Origin of the sequence: Sulfitobacter sp. R86518 (assembly GCF_042466275.1) — a bacterium.
GTDB lineage: Bacteria > Pseudomonadota > Alphaproteobacteria > Rhodobacterales > Rhodobacteraceae > Sulfitobacter > Sulfitobacter pontiacus.
Map to the genome: position 1 here is coordinate 2,359,284 of NZ_JAXHCA010000005.1, position 15,090 is coordinate 2,374,373.

At 59.8% G+C, this 15,090-nt stretch carries 17 protein-coding genes; 4 read left to right on the top strand and 13 right to left on the bottom strand.

Features of this window, described 5'->3' with window-relative positions:
* Positions 1 to 3 precede the first annotated feature (3 nt).
* On the top strand, positions 4 to 279 hold the full coding sequence (locus SJY36_RS12565) for a hypothetical protein (RefSeq protein ID WP_037944810.1): 276 nt from the start codon (positions 4 to 6) through the stop codon (positions 277 to 279).
* On the opposite strand, the gene SJY36_RS12570 is transcribed toward SJY36_RS12565, so the two are convergent.
* The 3 genes from SJY36_RS12570 to SJY36_RS12580 form a co-directional block, all read right to left on the bottom strand.
* Positions 273 to 1,643 (bottom strand): glutamate--cysteine ligase, encoded by a 1,371-nt coding sequence (locus tag SJY36_RS12570; protein WP_037944812.1) that lies wholly within the window; start codon positions 1,641 to 1,643, stop codon positions 273 to 275. The two genes, SJY36_RS12565 and SJY36_RS12570, sit on opposite strands and share 7 nt — an antisense overlap.
* A 60-nt stretch (positions 1,644 to 1,703) precedes the next feature.
* Entirely contained in the window at positions 1,704 to 2,231 is a 528-nt protein-coding gene (locus SJY36_RS12575; protein ID WP_005849675.1) for a hypothetical protein, read from the bottom strand.
* 97 nt (positions 2,232 to 2,328) lie between these two features.
* The gene (locus tag SJY36_RS12580; RefSeq protein ID WP_386175575.1) at positions 2,329 to 3,051 is read right to left on the bottom strand and encodes a 16S rRNA (uracil(1498)-N(3))-methyltransferase; all 723 of its coding nucleotides are present in this window, start codon (positions 3,049 to 3,051) and stop codon (positions 2,329 to 2,331) included.
* A gap of 12 nt (positions 3,052 to 3,063) precedes the next feature.
* On the opposite strand from SJY36_RS12580, the gene ubiA reads away from it, so the two are divergent.
* From ubiA to SJY36_RS12595, 3 genes are all read left to right on the top strand, one after another.
* Positions 3,064 to 4,038 carry a 4-hydroxybenzoate octaprenyltransferase gene (ubiA, locus tag SJY36_RS12585; protein ID WP_289082744.1) on the top strand — a complete coding sequence of 325 codons (975 nt, stop codon included), beginning with the start codon at positions 3,064 to 3,066 and terminating at the stop codon, positions 4,036 to 4,038.
* 63 nt (positions 4,039 to 4,101) lie between these two features.
* On the top strand, positions 4,102 to 6,000 hold the full coding sequence (locus tag SJY36_RS12590) for an OmpA family protein (protein ID WP_386175578.1): 1,899 nt from the start codon (positions 4,102 to 4,104) through the stop codon (positions 5,998 to 6,000).
* Between the two features lies 1 nt (position 6,001).
* Positions 6,002 to 6,328, top strand: coding sequence for a hypothetical protein (locus tag SJY36_RS12595; RefSeq protein ID WP_005849689.1), 327 nt, complete (start codon positions 6,002 to 6,004; stop codon positions 6,326 to 6,328).
* 16 nt (positions 6,329 to 6,344) lie between these two features.
* On the opposite strand, the gene SJY36_RS12600 is transcribed toward SJY36_RS12595, so the two are convergent.
* From SJY36_RS12600 to SJY36_RS12645, 10 genes are all read right to left on the bottom strand, one after another.
* Positions 6,345 to 6,788, bottom strand: a complete 444-nt coding sequence (locus SJY36_RS12600) for a molybdenum cofactor biosynthesis protein MoaE (RefSeq protein ID WP_386175581.1) — start codon at positions 6,786 to 6,788, stop codon at positions 6,345 to 6,347.
* Position 6,789: 1 nt separating this feature from the next.
* Positions 6,790 to 7,035 carry a molybdopterin converting factor subunit 1 gene (gene moaD / locus SJY36_RS12605; protein ID WP_064215838.1) on the bottom strand — a complete coding sequence of 82 codons (246 nt, stop codon included), beginning with the start codon at positions 7,033 to 7,035 and terminating at the stop codon, positions 6,790 to 6,792.
* Positions 7,035 to 7,700, bottom strand: coding sequence for a CDP-diacylglycerol--glycerol-3-phosphate 3-phosphatidyltransferase (gene pgsA, locus SJY36_RS12610; protein ID WP_005849692.1), 666 nt, complete (start codon positions 7,698 to 7,700; stop codon positions 7,035 to 7,037). The genes moaD and pgsA overlap by 1 nt, the downstream gene beginning before the upstream one ends.
* A 122-nt stretch (positions 7,701 to 7,822) precedes the next feature.
* Positions 7,823 to 9,688 (bottom strand): excinuclease ABC subunit UvrC, encoded by a 1,866-nt coding sequence (uvrC, locus tag SJY36_RS12615; protein WP_386175584.1) that lies wholly within the window; start codon positions 9,686 to 9,688, stop codon positions 7,823 to 7,825.
* A 284-nt stretch (positions 9,689 to 9,972) separates the two neighbouring features.
* A complete protein-coding gene (locus SJY36_RS12620; protein ID WP_386175587.1) occupies positions 9,973 to 10,752 on the bottom strand; it encodes an SDR family oxidoreductase in 780 nt (259 codons plus the stop codon).
* Between the two features lie 12 nt (positions 10,753 to 10,764).
* Entirely contained in the window at positions 10,765 to 11,718 is a 954-nt protein-coding gene (locus SJY36_RS12625) for a calcium/sodium antiporter (protein WP_386176498.1), read from the bottom strand.
* Between the two features lie 173 nt (positions 11,719 to 11,891).
* Positions 11,892 to 12,689 carry a S49 family peptidase gene (locus SJY36_RS12630; RefSeq protein ID WP_037944821.1) on the bottom strand — a complete coding sequence of 266 codons (798 nt, stop codon included), beginning with the start codon at positions 12,687 to 12,689 and terminating at the stop codon, positions 11,892 to 11,894.
* A 52-nt stretch (positions 12,690 to 12,741) separates the two neighbouring features.
* Positions 12,742 to 13,503, bottom strand: a complete 762-nt coding sequence (locus tag SJY36_RS12635) for an ABC transporter permease (protein WP_005849702.1) — start codon at positions 13,501 to 13,503, stop codon at positions 12,742 to 12,744.
* Positions 13,500 to 14,429, bottom strand: a complete 930-nt coding sequence (locus SJY36_RS12640; protein ID WP_386175590.1) for an ABC transporter ATP-binding protein — start codon at positions 14,427 to 14,429, stop codon at positions 13,500 to 13,502. Before SJY36_RS12640 ends, SJY36_RS12635 begins: the two co-directional genes overlap by 4 nt.
* A 65-nt stretch (positions 14,430 to 14,494) precedes the next feature.
* Positions 14,495 to 15,019, bottom strand: coding sequence for a CoxG family protein (locus SJY36_RS12645; RefSeq protein ID WP_009825262.1), 525 nt, complete (start codon positions 15,017 to 15,019; stop codon positions 14,495 to 14,497).
* Positions 15,020 to 15,090 lie beyond the last annotated feature (71 nt).

Sequence of the window (15,090 nt, forward strand, 5' to 3'; positions counted from 1 at the left end):
CCTGTGACGGCTACCGTAGACGCGCGCTTTTTGGACGCGTTCCACGCGCTGCCTGACGGCACTCACACCGGCAGATATCAAACCCGCCGCTATGTTTGGTCAAAAAGCACCTTTAATTCAGGTAAAAGCTGGAAACTGGTTGCCGAGGAATTAGGCGGTCCGGACTATATCAGCCTGAACCTCTATGCGCTTGCCAGCGGCGCACGTCTTTATCCCTGCGAAATGCCCGCGGCCAAGGTCATCGCCTTCGTCCGCGGGCTGATCATCGAGGATCAGTAAGAATAATCGGCGTAGATCCGGCTGAGGTCGCCCTTCCACTTACCGTCATAATCCTCCAGCAGCTCGTCCGCGGGGACCTTGCCGGTCTCGATGCTTTCCTTCAGCGCGTTCAGGAAATGCGTCTCGTCCGGGACCATACCGCCCGCGCCGCTGCGCGCCCGTGCTTTCAGCCCTTGTTCGGACAGGGCCACGGCCTCGCGCGCGATGTCGTGCATGCGCACGCCGCCCACCTTGGCCTGCAACCCGTCGACAGAGGCCGCGACCCGCAGCGCCTCGCGCGTTTCGGCATCCCAGCCTTTAACCAGATCCCAAGCGCCATCCAGCGCCTGTTGGTCATAAGTCAGCCCGACCCAAAACGCGGGCAAGGCACATAGACGACGCCACGGCCCGCCATCAGCACCGCGCATTTCGATGAATTTCTTGATCCGCGCCTCGGGGAAGGCGGTGGTCAGGTGGTCCGCCCAATCGCTCAGCGTCGGCATTTCCCCGGGCAGCGCAGGCAGCTTGCCTTTCAGGAAGTCGCGGAAAGACTGCCCCAGGGCATCGATATATTTTCCATCGCGGTAGACAAAATACATCGGCACATCGAGCGCATATTCCACCCAACGCTCAAAGCCCATGCCGTCTTCAAACACCCAGGGCAACATGCCCGTACGCGCCGCATCCAGATCACGCCACACGCGGCTGCGCCATGATTTATGGCCATTGGGCTTGCCTTCGAAAAACGGCGAATTCGCAAACAGCGCCGTCGCGACAGGTTGCAAGGCCAGCGCCACGCGCAGCTTTTGCACCATGTCCGCTTCGGACCCGAAATCAAGGTTCACCTGCACCGTGCAGGTCCGACGCATCATGACCCGGCCCATAGTCCCGACCTTGGTCATATATTCGTTCATCAGCTTGTACCGGCCCTTGGGCATCAGATCCATCTGGTCGTGGGACCATTCCGGTGCCGCGCCCAAGCCAATGAACCCCGCGCCGATCCGGTCCGCCACATCGCGCACTTCGCGCAGATGGGTATTCACCTCGTCGCAGGTCTCGTGGATGGTTTCGACGGGCGCGCCCGACAGCTCCAACTGACCGCCCGGCTCGAGCGAGATATTGGCCCCGTCCTTGACCAACCCGATCAGCTTGCCGCCCTCTTCCACAGGATCCCAGCCGTGGCCGTCGCGCAGCCCCTCCAACATGGCGCGGATCGAACAATCGCCCTCATAGGGCAAGGGCAGCAGCGTCTCTTTGTTGTAGCCGAATTTCTCGTGCTCGGTGCCAATGCGCCAATCTTCCTTGGGCTTGCACCCGTCCGCGAGATAGTTGACCAGCTGGTCGTAACTTTCGATCGGGCCGCCGCCGGATTGAGGGATAGACATGTGGGGTGGCTCCGAGTTCAATTTCTGTGGTCTAAGGGATGGTGCGATTTGGACGGGGTGTCAATGCAACAGGGTCGAGGCCGGCCGCATCGAACGCCGCTCCCAAATCACGACGGACAGGGTCTTGTCATCGGCCAATTCGGCCAACATTCTTTCGGTACGCAGCCCCGGAAGTGCCGCAAAAGCGTCAAAAAGCGCGTCCGCCCCCGCGGCATCCACGGGGATCATCACGGGATTTTGTCCAGGCTGTTCCAGTTTCCAATGCGCCGGATAGGCCCCGCGCTCAAGGCTCAGACGCTCCATCTCGCGTAGCGCGATGACGCCGCCGGTCAGGGGACCGAAATAGGCGATCTGCCCTTCATCCACCTGCACCGCTCCGGCCCCGAGGCCGGTCTTGCGAAACCGCACACGCTGCCCGCCGATCCAGACAAAGATCACCCCCGCAAGGATCAGCGCATAGCCCGGTATCGCCAACAGCAACCCCGGCCCCGCCACCAGCCAAAGCCCGATCAAAGCGACCGCGATTCCGCCCAGAACCTCGCGCCAACGCCACAGTTCAGCCTTCGCCTCAGGTCGCAGAAAACTCATCGTGCTCTCCTAGTGCAGGCTTCATTTTGCCAGATAAACTCCACGGGGGCGTGGGGGTGTGAAACCCCCACTCCGACGCGCGTGCCGGAAACCGCACTCACGCCCAATCTCCCAATGTCTTTTGCCACAGGGTCATAGCCGCCACTGCTGCCGTATCCGCCCGCAAGATGCGCGGCCCCAAGGCGACGGGGCGCGACCAGTCCAACCCGCGCAAACGCGCGCGTTCACTGTCGGAAAACCCACCCTCTGGTCCAATCAGGATGGCCCAAGGACCAGGCCGCGCGGATGCGAGCCCCTCTTCCTCGCCCGCCAGCGCCTCGTCGCAGAACATCAAGGACCGCTCGGACTCCCAGCGATCGATCAGACGGTCCAGCCGGACCATATCGGCCACCTCCGGAACGAAAGTCCCGCCGCATTGCTCCGCTGCCTCGACCGCGTGGGCTTGCAGACGATCGCGCTGCACGCGGCCGGCGTTGGTAAATTCACTTTGCACCGGGACAATGCGCCGCGCCCCCATTTCGGCAGCTTTCTCGACAATGAAATCCGTGCGCGCCTTTTTGATCGGCGCAAAAATCAGCCACAAGTCGGGCGGCATGTGCAGCGGTTTCGTCTGCTCGGCGCAGGCCAGCACACCGCCGCGTTTACCCGCCTCGGCGACCTCGGCGCGCCATTCGCCATCAATGCCATTAAACAAAAGAACCGACGCGCCCACCGATTGGCGCATCACGCCAAAGAGATAATGCGCCTGCGCCTTATCCAAAGGAACGGATTGCCCCTGCCCCAACGGATGATCTACATAAAGTCTGATTTTCGCGTTCATGGGCACAGATATATGTACGACACCTCGCCGACACCAGATGGCAATGATGCGACACGCGTGGTCGATGCCCCTGCGGACAATTGGGTCGACCGTTTTGCGCCGCGTTTCACCCGCCCCTACCTGCGGCTCAGCCGCGCCGACCGCCCTATTGGCACCTGGCTTTTGCTGCTGCCCTGCTGGTGGGGGCTGACGCTGGCGATGCTGTTTGACCAGCAACCGCGCTGGTTTGACCTGTGGATTTTCATCGGCTGCGGTGCCGGTGCCTGGCTGATGCGCGGCGCGGGGTGCACGTGGAACGACATCACCGACCGGCATATCGATGGCAAGGTCGCCCGTACGCGGTCACGACCCATCCCCTCGGGTCAGGTCAGCGTCAAAGGTGCGCTGGCATGGATGATCGCCCAGATGCTGATCGCGCTTGGCATTTTGTTGACCTTCAACGGGGCTGCCATCGCCCTTGGTGTGCTGGCCCTGCTGCCCGTCGCCGTTTACCCTTTTGCCAAACGTTTCACGTGGTGGCCGCAGGTTTTCCTTGGCATCGCATTTAACTGGGGCGCGCTGCTGGCCTGGACCGCCCATACCGGCAGCCTCGGCGCGCCTGCGGTGGTGCTCTATGTCGCGGGCATCGCGTGGACGCTTTTTTATGACACGATCTATGCCCATCAGGACAAGGAAGATGACGCCCTGATCGGGGTCAAATCCACAGCCCGCCTGTTCGGAGACAATACCGGCCATTGGCTGCGCCGTTTCCTGATCGCCACCGTGGGCCTGATGGGGCTGGCGGTGATCTTTGCCCTGCGCGATTCCGCATCCTTTCTGGCGATGGTCATCGCCCTTGGCGGGCCCTGGGCAATGGGGTGGCATATGGCGTGGCAGTTGCGTGGTATCGACATCAACGACAATGACAAGCTTTTGCGCCTGTTTCGTGTGAACCGCGATACCGGCATGATCCCGCTGGTGTTTTTTGCCGCAGCCCTGCTGGCGTGATTGCACCCCTGTCCCCTCGGGCGTATCAAAGGCTCCAACGTTAACGGTTTCAGAAACGAGCTTATGCGCCTATCTGCACTCCTGATCATCGCGATGACCTTTACCGCCGCTGCGACCGTCTCATTGGTGGCTGCGAATTTTTCGGTAACCCTGATCGAGGAAAACTCCGAGATCGGCGTGCGTGATGCGCTTGATGCAAAAGAGATGACATGGGCCGAAGTGCAGGCAGACGGGTTGCAGGTCACCCTGTCGGGCACCGCGCCGGACGAAGTCGCGCGGTTCAATGCGCTAAGCACCGCAGGCACCATCGTCGATGCTGCCCGCGTGATTGACCAGATGGATGTGACCGCGCAGGCCGCAATCGCCGCGCCGAAATTCTCGGTCGAGATTTTGCGCAATGATTCCGGCGTCTCGATCATCGGGCTGATTCCCACGACCACCGACCGCGATGCGGCCATCGACCGTTTCCAATCCATCGCCGGTCAAGATCATGTCGCGGACCTACTGGAATCAGCGAATTACCCTGCCCCCGACGGATGGGAAGACGCCTTCGGTTTCGCCATTTCCGCGATGGAGAAACTGCCCCGTGCCAAAGTCTCTGCCGAAGCGGGGCGTGTGGCGATCACGGCCATTTCCGACAGCGCAGAAGCCAAGGCACGGCTGGAAAACCAGCTGAAACGTGCGGCCCCTCCCGGGCTGGTGGTGACACTGGAGATCGCCGCGCCGCGCCCGGTGATCACGCCCTTTACCCTGCGCTTCCAGATCGAGGAAGACAGCACCGGCTTTGACGCCTGCAGCGCGGATACCGAACAGGCCAGCGCCCGGATCCTCAAGGCGGCCGTTGCGGCTGGCGCACCGGGGTCGGCACGCTGCACGGTGGGTCTTGGCGTGCCAAGCCCGCGGTGGTCGGAAGCCGTGGAGAAAGCCATCGGCGCGCTGTCCAAGATCGGTGGCGGCTCCGTCAGCTTTGCCGATGCCGATATCAGCCTGATCGCCGCCGAAGGCACCGAACGCGCCGTCTTTGACCGCGTCGTCGGAGAGCTGGAAAACGCCCTGCCTGACGTCTTTGCGCTGAATGCCCGCCTGCCCGAAACCGTCGACCCTGACGCCGGCCCGCCCGAATTTGTCGCCACGCTCTCGCCCGAAGGTCAGGTGCAACTGCGCGGCCGTCTGACAGACGACGCGCTGCGCGAATTGGCCGACAGCTACGCCAAGGCGAGCTTTGGCTCGGACAAGGTCTATACCGCCGCGCGGATTGTCGATGATCTGCCCGCCGATTGGCCGACGCGCGTGTTGTCGGCGCTCGACGCGCTGTCCAAGCTCGCCAACGGCACGGTCATCGTGACCCCCGATAGCGTCAGCGTCGCGGGCAACACCGGTAACCCCGATGCCAGCACGCAGATCGCAACCTTGTTGGCAGGCAAACTGGGCGAAGGCAAAGACTATGAGGTCAAAGTCGCCTATCAAGAAAAGCTCGACCCCGTTCTGGGCCTGCCCACCCCGCAGGAATGCGAAGCCGAGATCGGCAAAGTTGTGGCCAAGGGCAAGATCAACTTCGAACCCGGCAGCGCCACCATTGACGCCTCGGCGCTCGGTACGATGGATCAAATTGCCGAAATCCTGCAAGACTGCCGCGACATAGCACTTGAGGTACAGGGATATACCGACAGCCAGGGCCGCGAGGAAATGAACCTCGCGCTCAGCCAGTCGCGGGCCCAATCGGTGCTGAACGAACTGCGCGCCCGCCGCGTAATCACCGGCTCCTTCGTGGCCAAGGGCTATGGCGAAGAATCGCCCGTTGCCTCCAACGACACCGAAGAAGGCCGCGAGGCGAACCGCCGGATCGAATTTAAGCTGATCAATGAAGGCACGTCGGAAGATTCTGACGAAACAGCGCTGGAAAATGGCGCGGATACAGGCGATACAGACACACCATCCGACCAGACCCAAGAAGGCAACTAACATGAGCAGAACCGAATTTGTCATCGCGACAGCGATTATCCTATTCGTCGCTTTCTGCCTTGGATGGTTTGCCAACTGGCTGCTGCACCGCTTTACCCGCGTGGCGGCCGACGATGTCGCCCAGCTTGACCGGATGAGCCAGGAATTGCACGAAGCGGAAGAAACCCGCGATCAGGCGATCACCTATCTGCAACAGCGCGAGGCAGAGCTGACGAACCAGCTCAACCAGACCGAGGCAGAGCTGCGCGCGGCGATGGACGGGTTGCGCGATGCACGTCACGAAGCGGAAGAAATGCGCGCCTATATCGATCGTCAACAGGCCAGCTGAAAGGCCGACGTGCCGCTTACCACCGGGCCAGCGCGTCTTCGTCTTCTGCCTTTGATTCAACCCAATCCGCCCCTTTGGCAGTGATCTCGCGCTTCCAGAAGGGCGCGCGCGACTTCAGGTAATCCATCAGGAATTCAGCCGCTTCAAACGCATCCTTGCGGTGGCGCGCAGCGGTGGCGACCATCATGATCATCTCGCCCGGCAGCAGTCGGCCAAAGCGGTGAATGACCAGCGCATCCCCCAGCGAAAACCGCACCATCGCGGTTTCGGCCATCTCGGTCAGGGCAAATTCGGTCATGCCGGGGTAGTGTTCAATCTCCATTGCCTGCAACGGATCATCGGGCAGATCGCGCACGATGCCGGTGAAGGTCACGATTGCGCCCATATCCCGATGGCCGGCAGCAAAATCCTGGCTTTCCTGCCCCAGATCAAAACCCGCTTCCTGAACCGAGATCTTCATCTCAACCCCCTGTCATCGGCGGGAAAAACGCCACTTCGCGCACCCCTTCCAAAGAGGCATCGAAATCGGCAAGTTCCTGATCCACGGCGACACGCAGGCCGGACAGATCGGAAAAGGCGACCGCATAGCGCTCTTCACGCGCGCGCAATTCCTCTACAAGGTCCAGAACAGTGCGCGCCGACGTATCGACCTTCTCACGAGGCAGCCCGATACGTTCTCGGACCCATGCAAAATACAAGATATTCATCAGCGTGGCTCCACCAGATGGGGCATCGATTTGCGCAGATAATCATAGCCGGTGATCGCCGTCAGCGCCGCCGCAATCCAAAGCAGCACCAACCCGATCCGACCGGCCCAGATCATCCCGTGGAACTTCCAGGTGAGCCCTAGAACGTCCTCTTCCTCGCCAGAGAGTATGGCACCGACCAAGGCGTTATCCATGCCGAAAATCGACATGCCAAAGTAATGTTCAAACAGCCCCTGCCCGAACAGCACGGCGATCGCGACCATCTGCGCGGTTGTCTTCCACTTGGCCAGCGCCGTGACCTTCAAGGTGCCGGACACATCCCCCAGAAACTCCCGCAGGCCCGAAACAAAGACTTCGCGAAACAAGATCACGGTGGCAGGGAGCACCAGCCATGGCGACCAGCTTGAAAACGCGACGATCACCATCAGCGCAATCACCACCATCGCCTTGTCGGCAATCGGGTCCAGCATGGTCCCCAGCTTGGTTTCCTGCCCCCATGCGCGCGCAAGATAGCCGTCAAACCAATCGGTGACCGCGGCGGCGATAAACAGGAACATCGCCAAAGCATCCGCATAGGGACGCGTAAAATACAAGAACATCACAGCCACACCCGGGGCCGCGACAAGACGCAAGAGCGTCAGGATATTGGGGATATTCCACTTCATAGCGTCACCCTACAGTGGCAAGACGACAGGGGAAAGTGCCAAGACATCGCCTTCATTTTGCAAAATAAACTCCCCGCGGAGCGTCCTGTCCCCACCACGTGCCCGAAGGCTGAAATTTTGGGCTATCCGCGTTCATGGAAAAACGCATAAATCCGTTCGGCCAAAGCAACCGACACCCCGTCGACCGCCTTCAAGTCGCTCAGGTTCGCACGACCAACGGCCTTGGCTGACCCGAAATGGGCCAACAGCGCGCGCTTGCGGGCGGCACCGACGCCGGGCACGTCATCAAGGGGCGTCGCCCCCACGGCCTTGGCACGTTTGGCGCGGTGGGTGCCGATGGCGAAACGGTGGGCTTCGTCGCGCAAACGCTGGATGAAATACAAAACCGGATCATTATGCCGCAGGGCCATCGGGCGCTTGCCGACGCGGTAAAATTCCTCTTTGCCCGCATCACGATCCACACCTTTGGCCACGCCGACCATCGGAATATCCTCGACCCCGTATTCGCGCATGATGGATGCCACAGCACTCACCTGCCCTGCACCACCGTCGATCAACAGCAGGTCAGGCCACATGCCTAGTTTGCGGTCCGGGTCTTCCTTGAGCAACCGTTTGAAACGGCGGGTCAGCACCTCTTTCATCATGCCAAAGTCATCTCCCGGCGTCAGGTCATCGCCGCGAATGTTGAACTTGCGGTACTGGTTTTTCATCATCCCGTCGGGGCCGGCGACAATCATACCGCCAACCGCGTTCGTCCCCTGGATGTGGGAGTTATCGTAGACCTCGATCCGTTGCGGCGGTGCAGGCAGGTCAAAGGCGTCAGCGATACCTTTAAGAAGGTTCGTCTGGGTCGCTGTCTCTGCCAGTTTACGCGCCAGAGATTTGCGCGCGTTGCGCAGCGCCCCATCGACCAGCTCTGCTTTTTCGCCACGTTTGGGGACCACGATATCAACTTTACGCCCCAGCTTGCCCGATAGCGCCTCGACCATCAGATCGGGGCTTTCGATCTCGTTCGACAGGATCAACTGTCGCGGTGGTTCGCGGGTGTCATAGAACTGACCGATAAAGGCCTCCAGCACCTCGGCGGCATCCACATCGGGGCCCACACGGGGGTAGTAGTCGCGGTTCCCCCAGTTCTGGTTGGCGCGGATAAAGAAGACCTGCACGCAAGCCTGCCCCTGATCCATGTGCAGCGCGATAATATCCGCTTCCGCAACGCCTTGCGGGTTGATCCCCTGTGCCGTTTGCACCTGCGTCAGCGCCTTGATCCGGTCGCGCAGGGCGGCGGCGCGTTCAAACTCCATCGCCTCTGACGCCTCGGCCATCTCGGTCGCCAGCCTGCCCTGAATATCGGTGGACTTACCGTTGAGGAATTTCTCCGCGTCCTGCACCGTCTTGCGATATTCCTCGGGCGAGATCTTACCCACACAGGGGGCAGAGCAGCGCTTGATCTGATGCTGCAAGCAGGGACGCGAGCGGCTTTCGAACATCGCGTCAGAGCAATCGCGCAGCAGGAACACCCGTTGCAGCTGGTTCAGCGTACGGTTCACCGCACCGGCACTGGCGAAGGGCCCATAGTAATTGCCCTTTTCCTTTTTGGCCCCACGGTGCTTTTTGATCTGCGGATAATCATGCGTGGCCGTGACCAGAATATTGGGAAAGCTTTTGTCATCGCGCAGCAGCACGTTGAACTTCGGCTTGAGCTGTTTGATCAGGTTCTGTTCAAGCAACAACGCCTCGGTCTCTGTCTTCGTGGTCAGAAACATCATCGACGCAGTGTTTGATATCATCCGCGCGATCCGGCCCGAATGACCCGACGTCCGCGCGTAGTTGCTCACCCGCGCCCGCAGATTCCGCGCCTTGCCCACGTAAAGGACACGGCTTTCCGAATCGAGCATCCGGTACACACCAGGAGAGCCATCAATCGTTTTCAGGTACGATTGAATCACCTCATGGCCGGTTTTCGGTTTTTCGTTAGCGTCTGACATTGATTCGAGCGTTCGGACCTTTTGGCTGCAACAGTGTTAGCGGTAGGACAAGATTAAACATACCCACGACTCTTGTGGATAACCTTGCAGATAACTTTCAAACAGCGCGGATTTTCCCATGTATTAATGGGGCTTCCGGTGTTTGCCTAATTTTTAGGCATATGTGCAAGTCATTGATTTTAGACGTTATTTTTATTAACACTTTCCAACCCACTGAAAACACGCCCCTTTTTGTAACGGTTTTGTTACCGATGTGACCGCGGTGCACAACTTGCGTGGAAAGCCTATTCTAGGCCTTGCGCGTCGGGGGTTTTCCAGCCTAGGTGCTGCCCCCCGTCAGTGCAGATCAACTGCCCCGTGACCGACGGCGCATCAAGGAAATAGCCCAATGCAGCAGTAATATCGCGGGGATTCGCCCCCCGTTCGAGAATCACCTTGGACCGCTGCCGCGCAAAGTGTTCGTCGGTCTGCTTGGCCCCCTTCAGGGTCGGCCCCGGACCGATTGCATTGACCCGTATCGCCGGTGCCAGTGCTTGGGAAGATGTCTGGGTCAGCGCCCACAACCCCATTTTGCCGATGGTATATGTCATGAACTCCGGCGTGAGCTTGCGCACACGCTGGTCCAGCATATTGATGATCAGCCCCACGGCGACGGGCTCGTCCTGTGCGTCAGTCTCCGGAGCCAAGCCTTGCGCGGCCATGGCCTGTGTCAGAATGAAAGGTGCCCGCAGGTTGCTGCCGATATGGCGGTTCCAACTTTCCTCTGTCGCGGTAGAAATGTTATCGTATTCAAAAATCGACGCGTTGTTCACAAGGCAGGTGATTGGCCCGCCAAGCGCCACTGCCGCGCGTGGCAGCAGATCATGCGTCGCGGTCTCGTCCAGCAGATCGGCTTGCAGGGCGACAGCCTGCCGCCCCTTTGCCTTCAACTCGGACACAACCTCGTCGGCACCGTCGCACGAGCTGTTGTAATGCACCGCAACGTCATACCCGCGATCCCCGAGATATAGCGCCATCGCACGCCCCAAACGGGCTCCGGCTCCGGTTACCAACGCGTGTTTCATACCGCACCTCTTTTAGATCAGAACAGCCGCCATATAGCCCGCATAGACGGCACATAGAACGATGCCCCAGATGCGGTTGATGTCACGCCCCAGATAGACAAAGGGGATCAACAGCAGCGACGCCCCCAGCATGATCCACAGATCGAACCGCAGGAATTCCGGATCAACATGGATCGGCCCTACGAGGCTCGCGATACCGATAATGCCCAGCAGGTTGAACAGGTTGGACCCGATCACGTTACCCAAGGCGACATCAGCCTGACGGCGCAGCGCTGCCATAACGGTTGTGGCGAGTTCGGGCATCGAGGTTCCGATCGCCACCAACGTCAGCCCGATGACCGTGTCGCTCACCCCGTAGGCGCGCGCGATCATGGACGCATTATCCACCAGCAGCCCCGCCCCGAGGGGCAAACCCACCAACCCGAGCACAAGGAATACCGCAATGCGCCAGCCCGGCATATCGGGATCGGCCCCTTCGGGTTCTTCCAGGTCCGCGGCGGCAGCGTTTTTACATTCGCGGCGATGCTCTTTGCCGTCGCGGTACATGTCGTACAGCACATAGGCCAAGGCCCCCAGCAACACGAAACCCGCCCAGAAATCGAAAACGCCACGATACGCCAGCCCGATGAACAACACCGAAGCGGCAATCATCATGTTGAACGTCTTGCGCGTGCTACACTCTGACGTGTGCATCGTCGCCAGCAAGGCGGGCACCCCGAGGACCAGCAGGATGTTCGCGGTGTTCGACCCCACGACATTGCCCAATGCGATCCCCGGTGAATCGTCCAACACCGCCTTGATCGACACCAGCAATTCGGGCGCAGACGTCCCGAACGCCACAATCGTCAGGCTGACGATCAAAGCGGGCACGCCGAGGCGCAGGGACAGGTTAACCGCCCCCTTAACCAACGCATCCCCGGCCAGCAACAAAATCACCAGCCCCAAAACACTTAGAACCCAAGGCATAATCATCCGCGTTTACCCCCGCATCCGCAGGGAGATTTCCCAATGCGATAGCGTCCACAATTATTACATTTCTTCTGGCTCAGGCGCTTACCGCCCAGCCAGTGCATCTTTCCAAACCATGCGAGCATGCCCATGGCGACCAGAAACAATAAGACAATCTTAAAGACCATGCGTCAGAGCCCGAACCGCGCATAGGCCGCGCGCTCTTCAATACTGTCGACCGCGTCGCCGATGATCTGCGCACCAAAACGGGACAGCAGCCCCTTTTTGGTGCCGTAGCGGTTGAACTTCACCTTGTCGCCAAAACGTTGCTTGATCATCGGGCGCAGGTGGCCGATGCCGTCGATCAGCCCCAGCTCGGTGGCGCGTTTCGCCAGCCAGACCTCTCCGGTGAACAGGTCAGTGTCAGAGGAGAGCTTGCTCCCGCGGCGTGATGTAACGTGATCGATAAAGTTTCCGTGGATATCCTCCAGCAGTTGCTTCAACCGCGCGACATCTTCGGGCTTTTCAGGGCGGAACGGGTCGAGCATGGATTTGGACTGGCCTGCGGTATAAACCCGCCGCTCTACCCCGTGGCGTTGGATAAATTCATCCGCACCAAAAGACGCCGAAATCACACCGATAGACCCCAGAACCGAACTGGGATCGGCATAGATTTCATCCGCAGCCGCGGCCAGCCAATATCCGCCAGAGGCCGCGACATCTTCGACAAAGGCGATGACGGGGATGTTCTTTTCCTCAGCCAGACGCCGGATGCGCGCGCCGATCAACGACGATTGCACCGGGCTACCGCCGGGACTGCTGATTTCCAAAACCACAGCCGCAGGTTTGCCGCGGTTGAATGCTTTGTCGATGGCGGGGCCAATGCCGCTGTCGTTCAGGCCACCACGGGTGCGGCCCCCGATCACGCCGGACAGTCGCACCACGGAAACCGTCGGACGGGAGGCCAAAAAGGGAAGGTATTTTCTCATACCTTCCCATGTAGAGTGCACCATACCTGCAAACAAGGAGGGCACCCGATACTTACTGCCTAATCCGCCAGCCGGTACGGAAAATCCAACCGATCACCGCAAGACACAGCGCCGTAAAGCCCGCGATGGCCAAAAGGCTCGTCACAATCGGCACATCCGCCGATCCGAAGAAGGCCCAGCGGAAGCCAGAGATCAGATAGACCACCGGGTTAAAGTGAGAGATCACCTGCCACACCGGCGGCAACATAGAGATCGAATAGAACGATCCCCCAAGAAAGACCAAGGGCGTCACAATCAACAGCGGCACAAGCTGCAACTGTTCAAAGTTGCCCGCCCAGATCCCGATGATGAAGCCCATCAGCGAAAAACTGATGCAGGTCAGCACCAGAAAGGCCACCATCCAGATTGGATGCTGAATGGTGATGTCCACAAAGAAGAACGCCGTGAGCAGGATGATCACCCCGATAAACAGTGCTTTGGTCGCCGCAGCCCCGACATAGCCGCAGACAATTTCGATAAAGTTAACTGGCGCGGATAAAAGTTCGAACACGGTGCCGATGAACTTGGGGAAATAGATGCCAAAGGACGCGTTCGAGATCGACTGCGTGATCACGCTCAGCATGATCAGCCCCGGTACGATGAACGCGCCATAGCTGATGCCTTCGACCTCTTGAATGCGGCTGCCGATGGCCGCGCCGAACACCACGAAATACAGCGACGTCGACAACACCGGAGAGATCAGACTCTGCGTGATGGTGCGAAAGAAGCGCGCCATTTCAAACGTGTAGATGGATTTGACAGCGATCCAGTTCATGCCGCGTCCTCCTTGACCAGATCGACAAAAATATCCTCAAGACTGCTTTGCGACGTCTCAAGATCAGACAGCACAAGCCCCGCGGCCGCGACATCGGACAACAGCTTGGTGATGCCCGTCCGCTCTGCCCGCGTGTCATAGGAATAGATCAACGCATGCCCGTCGTCGGACAGGGTCAGCGCGTCAGAAGCAAGACTGTCGGGGATCGCGTCAATCGGTTGGGTCAGCTGCACCACCAACTGCTTTTTCCCCATGCGTGACATCAACGTGTCTTTATCCTCGACCAGCAGCAGCTCGCCGTGGGCGATCACACCGATCCGATCGGCAATCGCCTCGGCTTCCTCGATATAGTGGGTGGTGAGGATGATGGTCACGCCACTGGCCTTCAGGTCCGCGACGATATTCCACATATCGCGGCGCAGTTCTACGTCGACGCCGGCGGTGGGTTCGTCCAAGAACAGGACGCGGGGCTCATGCGCCAATGCCTTGGCAATCAAGACACGACGTTTCATCCCGCCCGACAAGGCGCGGATCTGGCTGTCTTTCTTGTCCCAAAGCGATAGCTGCCGCAGGATCTTTTCAACTGCTGCATCATCCTTGGGTTTCCCAAACAACCCGCGCGAGAAACGCACAGTGCTGATGACTTTTTCAAAGGGTTCAAGGTTGATCTCTTGCGGTACCAGCCCGATCATCGACCGCGCACCACGGTAGTCGTTTACCGTGTCGAAACCGCCCACAGTGACGCTACCGCCTGTGCCGGTCGTGATCCCGCAAATAGTTGAAATAAGTGTTGTTTTCCCTGCGCCATTAGGGCCAAGCAGGGCAAGGATTTCGCCCTCTCGGATGTTCAGCGACACGCCTTTCAGCGCCTCGAACCCATCTGCATAGGCCTTGCGCAGGTCGGTGATCTTTACGATGTCAGGCATGGGCGTCTCCGGTGTTGTTGGCCGGAAACTAGACTGATTATCCCAAAGTGAACAGGCCCTACCCGTCAGCTTTTGCTGCGGCCGAACCAGCCCTTTTTCTCGGCTGGTGCATCCGCTGCCTCTGCTGCTTCCGCCGGCGCATCTTCGGCTGGGCCCTCAAGCGTTTCTTGCAGGTTGTTAAAGAACTGGTCCGCCATCTTTTTGGCAAACCCGTCGATGATCCGGCTGCCAAGCTGCGCAAGCTTGCCGCCGACCTTGGCCTCGACGTCATAGGAAAGCTCGGTCCCGCCATCGACAGCAGCCAGCGTCACGTCCGCCTCGCCCTTGGCAAAGCCCGCAGCACCGCCTTTGCCTTCGCCGCTGATCTTGATCGACTGGTCAGGCACCATATCGGTCATGGTGACCTGCCCCTTGAACGTGGCTTTGACGGGGCCGACCTTCTGCACCACGGTCGCCTCGAACCCTTCTTGCGGCGATCCGGTCACCTCGGTCGCGCCGGGGACGCATTTGATCAGCATGTCAGGGTCCAGCAGCGCGGCATATACCTCTGCCGGGCTGGCTGCGATCTGGCGGGTCTCTGACATTTTCATGGGGGGCTCTCCGTTGATGGCTTTGCGACAACCTAGCGCACATCAATTGGCGACGCCAAGGTCAAACGCAC